General features: G+C 72.5%; 7 protein-coding genes. 3 read left to right on the top strand and 4 right to left on the bottom strand.

Annotated features, from left to right (window positions below; all coding sequences use genetic code 11):
* Positions 1–197: 197 nt before the first annotated feature.
* Genes tsaD through tsaB form a run of 3 tightly spaced genes read right to left on the bottom strand, consistent with a single transcriptional unit; the run spans position 198 to position 2,331 of the window.
* Positions 198–1,244: a tRNA (adenosine(37)-N6)-threonylcarbamoyltransferase complex transferase subunit TsaD gene (gene tsaD, locus DI005_RS00755; protein ID WP_113640973.1), complete on the bottom strand. Its 1,047-nt coding sequence runs from the start codon at positions 1,242–1,244 to the stop codon at positions 198–200.
* Positions 1,244–1,717, bottom strand: a complete 474-nt coding sequence (rimI, locus tag DI005_RS00750) for a ribosomal protein S18-alanine N-acetyltransferase (protein WP_113640972.1) — start codon at positions 1,715–1,717, stop codon at positions 1,244–1,246. The genes tsaD and rimI overlap by 1 nt, the downstream gene beginning before the upstream one ends.
* Complete coding sequence (gene tsaB / locus DI005_RS00745; RefSeq protein ID WP_113640971.1) at positions 1,714–2,331, bottom strand: tRNA (adenosine(37)-N6)-threonylcarbamoyltransferase complex dimerization subunit type 1 TsaB; 618 nt, start codon at positions 2,329–2,331, stop codon at positions 1,714–1,716. Before tsaB ends, rimI begins: the two co-directional genes overlap by 4 nt.
* A 71-nt stretch (positions 2,332–2,402) precedes the next feature.
* Between tsaB and DI005_RS00740 the strand changes: the two genes are divergently transcribed.
* The gene (locus tag DI005_RS00740) at positions 2,403–2,777 is read left to right on the top strand and encodes a hypothetical protein (RefSeq protein ID WP_147263812.1); all 375 of its coding nucleotides are present in this window, start codon (positions 2,403–2,405) and stop codon (positions 2,775–2,777) included.
* Positions 2,778–2,910: 133 nt separating this feature from the next.
* On the opposite strand, the gene DI005_RS00735 is transcribed toward DI005_RS00740, so the two are convergent.
* The gene (locus DI005_RS00735) at positions 2,911–3,621 is read right to left on the bottom strand and encodes a FadR/GntR family transcriptional regulator (RefSeq protein WP_113640969.1); all 711 of its coding nucleotides are present in this window, start codon (positions 3,619–3,621) and stop codon (positions 2,911–2,913) included.
* 411 nt (positions 3,622–4,032) lie between these two features.
* Between DI005_RS00735 and DI005_RS00730 the strand changes: the two genes are divergently transcribed.
* The gene (locus DI005_RS00730) at positions 4,033–5,463 is read left to right on the top strand and encodes an acyl-CoA synthetase (protein WP_113640974.1); all 1,431 of its coding nucleotides are present in this window, start codon (positions 4,033–4,035) and stop codon (positions 5,461–5,463) included.
* On the top strand, positions 5,456–6,781 hold the full coding sequence (locus DI005_RS00725; RefSeq protein WP_113640968.1) for a carboxyl transferase domain-containing protein: 1,326 nt from the start codon (positions 5,456–5,458) through the stop codon (positions 6,779–6,781). Before DI005_RS00730 ends, DI005_RS00725 begins: the two co-directional genes overlap by 8 nt.
* The last annotated feature ends 112 nt before the right edge of the window (positions 6,782–6,893 follow it).

The raw sequence follows: 6,893 nt of genomic DNA, 5'->3' as shown, positions 1-6,893 counted from the left end.
CTCGCCGCGTTGCCGGAAAGCCCGAGTACGACCCGGTACGAGGGCTTCCCTCCGCCTTGCCGAGCTCGGGTGGCGGGTGTCCCGCAAGGACCTCGGGTTTGCGGGTGTCCCGCAAGGACCTCGGGTTTGCGGGTGTCCCGCAAGGACACCGCAGCCTGGATCGCCGCTCGCTGCGGGCGGGGTTGTTCAGCACACTCCTAGATCGAGACGGTGCTGACGGGCAGCGCCGGGTTGGCCGAGAAATCGAGCGAGCTCGGCGTGCACCCGGCGGCCACGACGTGGGCGCCGAGCGCCGCGATCATCGCACCGTTGTCGGTGCACAGCCGTGGCCTCGGCACTCGCAGCTCGATACCCGCCGCCTCGCACCGCTCGGCGGCCAGCGAGGACAGCCGGGAGTTGGCGGCCACCCCGCCGGAGATCACGAGCGTGCCGATGCCCGACTCGGTGGCCGCGCGCACGGCCTTGGCGGTCAGCACGTCGGCAACGGCCTCCTGGAACGACGCCGCGACATCGTCGACCGGGATGGGCTCGCCGCGCCGTTCGGCCGCCTCGACCCACCGCGCGACAGCGGTCTTGAGGCCGGAGAACGAGAAGTCGAACGGGGCGTCGCGCGGGCCCGTCATGCCGCGGGGGAACGCGATCGCCTGCGGGTTCCCGTTCTTGGCGGCCTTGTCGATCGGCGGCCCGCCGGGGTAGGGCAGGTCGAGCAGCCGGGCGACCTTGTCGTACGCCTCTCCCGCCGCATCGTCCACTGTGGAGCCGATCTCGGTGATCTTGCCCGCGATGTCGTCGACGCGCAGCAGCTGTGTGTGCCCGCCGGAGACGAGCAGCGCGAGGCACGGCGCTGGCAGCGGCCCGTGCTGGAGGGTGTCGACGGCGATGTGTCCCGCGAGGTGGTTGACGCCGTAGAGGGGCACGTCGAGCGCGGCGGCGTAGGCCTTGGCCGCCGAGACGCCGACGAGCAGGGCACCGGCAAGGCCCGGCCCCGCGGTGACGGCAATGGCGTCCACATCGGACAGCTCGAGGCCCGCGGTCTCGAACGCGCGCTTGGCGGTGGGCACCATGGCTTCCAGGTGCGCCCTGCTGGCGACCTCGGGCACGACTCCCCCGAAGCGCGCGTGCTGCTCGACGCTGGAGGCGACCTCGTCGGCGAGGAGCTCCACTGTGCCGTCGTCGTGCAGGCGAACCAGTCCGACGCCGGTCTCGTCGCACGAACTCTCGATGCCCATGACGATGCGGGACATCAGCGGGCCACCTCCTGTGCTCGCCGGGCCGGACGCGTCATCGTGTAGGCGTCGGCTCCGGATGGCTGGTAGTAGCGCTTGCGCAGGCCGACGCGGCTGAAGCCGTGCTTCTCGTAGAGCCTGATGGCGCTGTCGTTGTCGGTTCGGACCTCGAGGAAAACGGGCGCGGCCAGCTCGTCGGCGCGGGTGAGCAGCGCTTCGAGCAGGGCTGTGCCGATGCCCCTGCTCTGGTGGCTCGGCAGCACGCCGATGGTGTGCACGCTGGTCTCCCAGTCGCCCGGCCTGCCGAGGAGCGCCAGGCCGGCGTACCCGGCCACCTCGCCGTCGTCGTCGAGCGCGACGAGGTAGTAGCCGCCCGCGTCCAACTCGGCGTGGAAGGCTCCGGCACTCCACGGGCTGTCGCCGGAGAAGAGGATCTTCTCGATCTCGACGCAGCGGCGGATGTGCCTGCGGCGCATCGGTTCCAGTCTCACGACGTGGTCACCCGTTTCCGCGTGCCCGGCTCGGCGGCGTCCGGCCTGCGCAGGTAGAGCGGCGTGAGCGGGCCCGGGGTCTGCCCGCTCAGCAGGGCGGCCTTCGCGGCGCCGACGAGGCCGAGCGGAGTGGGCCGCGGGTGGTCGAGCACGCGCCCCGCGGGGTGGAGGTCGGCGGGCTTGTCGACGTGCGGGCCGTCGACCCGGTGACCCTCGGCGTCGTAGTCGGCCCAGTAGACCTCCTTGCGCCGCGCGTCGGTCAGCACGCGGAAGGGTTCGCCGCGCTCCGCGTCCTCGGCGATGGCGTCGAGGGTGCACACCGGGTAGGCCGGGATGCCGAGGCTGTGGGCGAGCGCGGCCGCGGTGACCATGCCGGCGCGCAGGCCCGTGTAGGGGCCGGGGCCGACTCCACAGGCGATGGCGTCGAGGTCACGCAGGGTGTGGCGGGCCTCGGCGACGGCGTCGCGGACGTGCGGGGTGAGCAGCTCGCCGTGGGCGCGGGCGTCGAGGGTGACGCGCTCGGCGAGCAGGCGGGTGGCCCCGCTCTCGCGGTCCACGGAGACGACACCGGCGGTGACGGCGGGCGTGGCGGTGTCGATGGCGAGTACTAGCACCCTTCGAGCGTACGACCAGCCGATCGGGTCACGAGCACAACCTGGGCCGTGGCCACGCGTCTGGGGTGGCGATGAAGATCCTCCGTCTCGCGCTGAGCGTGCCCGTGGCCGCGCTCGCCTGCACGCTGGTCACCGCGCCCGCTGCCGCCAGCTCCGTGTTGTTTGTCGACAAATCGACCGCATCCCCTGGTGAGGTCGTCCACGTGACCGCGAGATGCCCTCTCGCGGAGGGCATCAACCACGTCGGCTCCCCCGCCTTCACCGCGACCGGCCACGACGGCCCGTACACGGGCAATGGCGGGGTCGCCGTGCTCACGGAGCACGTGGGCGGCGTGGGCTCCGGTCACGCTCGGATCCGCACCGATGCCGCGCCGGGCACGTATCCCGTGGTGCTGCGCTGCGGCGGCGGTCACGCGGCCGATGTACAGCTGACGGTCACGGGCTAACGCCCGGCCGCACCGCGGCGAAGGCCACCTTCACCGCGCCCACCGTCGCCCCAACAGCCACACGGAGGCGTTCCGCGCCGCTGTGCCCCGATTCCACGCAGGCAGGCTGGCCTTCACCCGCACTGCGCTGACCTCACTCCGCGTCGTCGTCGGGGTTCCAGGCCAGCAGGCGAACCTTGGCGACGGTGCGCAGGTGCCTGCGCATGGCGGTCGCGGCCTTACTGGCGTCGCCCCTGCTGATGGCGTCGAAGATGGCCAGATGCTGGCTCAGCGAGCGGGACGGCCTGCCGGGCTGCCGGAGCGACTCGGTACGGCTCTCGGTGATCTGGTCGGCGATGGAGCGCATGAACTCGGCGAGCATCGAGCTGTGGGCGGCGGCTGTGACGGCGGCGTGGAACCGGCGGTCGCCCTCCACGCCGTGCCCGCCCTCGGCGATCTCCCCGCGCATGTGGTCGAGCGCGGCCTCGAGCGCGTCGAGGTCGGCCTTGGTGCGCCGCTCGGCCGCGAGCTCGGCGAGCTTCGTCTCGAGTGCCTCCCTGGCCTCGAGCACATCCGGCAGGCGCTTGCGGCGCTCGACGAGCTGCTCGACCGGCTCCACGTCGAGTGTGTCCCTGACCAGGTACGTGCCTCCGCCGTGGCGAGCCTCGACGAGTCCCTGCACCTCCAGCACCACGATCGCCTGCTTGACCGACGCCCGGCTCACGCCCAGCCGCTGGGCCAGCTCGCGCTCGGCGGGCAGCTTGTCGCCCGCGCTGAGCCCGGCGCTCGCCACGTACTCACGCAGCCGCTCCAGCACCTGCTCGTACAGCCGGGTGCGGGCCATGGGCCGCAGGGCATCAGGCATGCGGGCCCCCTTCGATCGCGCTGACCAGCCGTGCTCGGGAGCGTAACAGCCGGGAAGCCGGTCGGATTGGCTCAGCCACTGTGCCACTGTGCCACTCTGCCACTGTGCCACTGATCCACCCGACCACTCCGGGCCTTGACATCGACTGCCAGCCCGCCGCAAAGTGGTCTAGCCACTTGTCCACTAGGCCACTGAGCCATTAGACCACCGAGCCACTAGCCCACTGAGCGACCAGCGCACGAGCCACCAATGCCGGCGAAGCGAGCGAGGACCTGGACCAGGATGGATTCTCCCGGCAGCTCCTGGTGTACGGAGGCATCATTGTCGCCGTGGCACCGCTCGCCGGGTGGCTGGTGCTGATCGCACCCGGCTCCGGGTGGCCCAGTGATCGAAGAAGGAGACCGCGTGACCGTGCTCTTCCCCTCGCTGCACACGACACCGGACAAGGCGGCGCTTCGCTTCGGAGAGAAGTCGCTCACCTACGCCGAGCTGGCCGGCGTGGCCGGTTCGCTCGCGCAGCGGTTGCGTGGCCTTTCCAGGATCGCGGTGTGGGCCACGTCAAGCATGGAGACGAGCGTCGCCGTGGTCGCCGCGCTCGCCGCCGGTGTGCCCGCGGTGCCGCTCAACCCCAAGCTCGGGGAGCGAGAGCTCGCGCACATCGTGTCCGACAGCGAGCCCGCGCTCGTGCTCACGGAGCCGGGCGTCGAGTTGCCCGAGGGGCTGCGCGACGTGCCCCGCGAGGATGTCACGCTCACCGCCTCCGCCGGCGAGCTGCCGCCGGAGCCGGACGACGAGGCTCCCGCGCTGATCGTCTACACCTCCGGCACCACCGGCCCGCCGAAGGGCGTCGTGCTGCCGCGAAGGGCCATCGCCAGCACGCTCGACGCGCTGGAAGACGCCTGGCAGTGGAGTGCCGACGACGTGCTCGTGCACGCGTTGCCGCTGTTCCACGTGCACGGGCTCATCCTCGGCATTCTCGGGCCGCTGCGGCGCGGCGGCTCGGTGCGGCACCTCGGCAAGTTCTCAACCGACGGGATCGCGGCGGCACTGGCCGAGGACGGCACGATGATGTTCGGCGTTCCCACGATGTACCACCGGATCGCCACGGAGGTCGGCGGCAACCCGCGCCTCGCCGAGGCGCTGCGTGGCGCCCGCCTGCTGGTATCGGGGTCGGCCGCGTTACCGGTGCACGACCACCAGCAGATCACGGCGGCCACCGGCCAGCAGGTGGTTGAGCGCTACGGAATGTCCGAGACGCTCATGAACACCAGCGTCCGCGCGGACGGCGAACGCAAACCCGGCACGGTGGGCGTCCCGCTGCGGGGCGTCGAGCTGCGGCTGGTCGACGAGGCCGGTGCGCCGATCGAGACCAGCGATGGCGAGACGGTCGGCGAGATCCAGGTGCGTGGCCCGAACCTGTTCACCGAGTACCTGAACCGGCCGGATGCGACGGCGGAGGCGTTCACCGGCGGGGGAGGCTGGTTCCGCACGGGCGACATGGCGACACGCGACGCCGACGGCTACATCCGCATCGTCGGCCGCAAGGCCACCGACATCATCAAGAGCGGCGGCTACAAGATCGGCGCTGGGGAGATCGAGAACGCGCTGCTGGAGCACCCCGCCGTGTCCGAGGTGGCCGTGACGGGCGAGCCGGACGACGACCTCGGAGAGCGCATCGTGGCGTGGGTCGTGCCCAGCGGCGAGCCGCCGTCGGAGCAGCAGCTCGCCGATCATGTAGCGCGGTTGCTCACGCCCCACAAGCGTCCGCGCGCAGTGCGGTTCCTGACCGCGTTGCCGCGCAATGACATGGGCAAGGTGATGAAGCGGGCCCTCAATGCCTGACTCCGCGCGCGCGACGATCGACGCCGTGGCCTCGGCATTCACCGAGCTGCCCGCCGACGAGGTGACCGACACCGGTGTCGACGGCCCCATCGGCTGGCGCGGGTACGACGGCGCGCGGGCGAGCGCGGCGGAACGCACCGGCGAGCGCGAATCGGTGGTGTGCGGGGTCGGCAAGGTCGGCGACACCGAGGCGATGCTGATCGCGTTCGAGTTCGGCTACCTGGGAGGTTCGCTCGGCGGGCGCACGGGTCTGCGGCTGGAGCGCGCGTTCGGGCGGGCGCGGGAGCTTGGCGTTCCGGTGGTGTCGCTGATCGCGACCGGCGGCAGCCGGATGCAGGAGGGCATGCGGGCGCTTTCGCAGCTGCAGCGCATCGCGCGGGAATCGGCGTTGACGCGGGCGGCCGGGTTGCCGCAAGTCGCGGTGCTGCGCGATCCGACGACGGGTGGTGGCTGGGCGACGCTCGGCGCCGGCGCGGACGTCACGCTCGCGCTGCCGGGCGCGCAGGTCGGGTTCGCCGGGTCGCGGGTGCGCCCGCCCGGTGACCCGGCCGCGTACACGGCGGAGAGGCAGTTCGCGTCGGGCCACGTCGACCAGATCATCGACCCGGCGCGGCTGCGGACGAAGCTCGAACGGTGGCTGCGGCTGCTGACCACACCGGCGACCGAGGCCGCGCCCCCAGGCGCCCTCGGTGACGCGGACCTGCCGGACACGGGCTGGGCCGCGGTGGAGCAGGCGCGTGCGGCGAGCCGCCCCCGCGCGGAGTCCTATGTGGACGACTACTTCGAGTGGCGGGAGGACATCAGCGGCGACCGCTGCGGCGGGGTGGACTCCGGGGTCCTGTGCGGGTTCGGGCACCGCGACGGCGCGACGATCGCGTACGCGGCGCAGTGCGGGACGGCGACGCGCCCGGCGGGCTTCCGCACCGCGGCCCGGCTCGTGCGGCTCGCGGACCGGCTGGGCATTCCGGTGCTGACCCTCGTGGACACGCCGGGCGCGGCGAACGATGCCGATGCCGAGCGGGCGGGGATCGGTCCGGCGATCGCGGAGATGTTCGAGGCTCTCGCGTCGGCCAGGGTGCCGGTGACCACACTGGTGATCGGCGAGGGTGGCTCGGGTGGAGCTCTCGCGTTCGCCGCGGAGGGCCGGACGTGGGTCACGCCGGACAGCTACTTCTCGGTGACCTCGCCGGAGGCGGCGGCCAGGATCCTCAAGCGTGCGGAGCCGGAGGTGCCGACGACCGCCGACCAGCTCCGCCTGCGTCCCCAGGACCTGGTCGAGCTGGGCATCGCCCGCGGCATCGTCGGCCCCGCGCGGTAGCGAGGTTGGCCGGGGGACGCGAATGGAGCCTGGGCGTCAGCGGCGGGACCAACGGTCGAGACCCCGCCGACACGAACGGAACCCGGGCATCAACGGCGGGACCAACGGCCGA

The sequence above is a fragment of the Prauserella sp. PE36 genome, from assembly GCF_003311655.1.
In the GTDB taxonomy this organism is placed as follows: Bacteria; Actinomycetota; Actinomycetes; order Mycobacteriales; family Pseudonocardiaceae; genus Prauserella_A; species Prauserella_A endophytica.
This window is presented reverse-complemented; position numbering and strand designations above follow the sequence as displayed.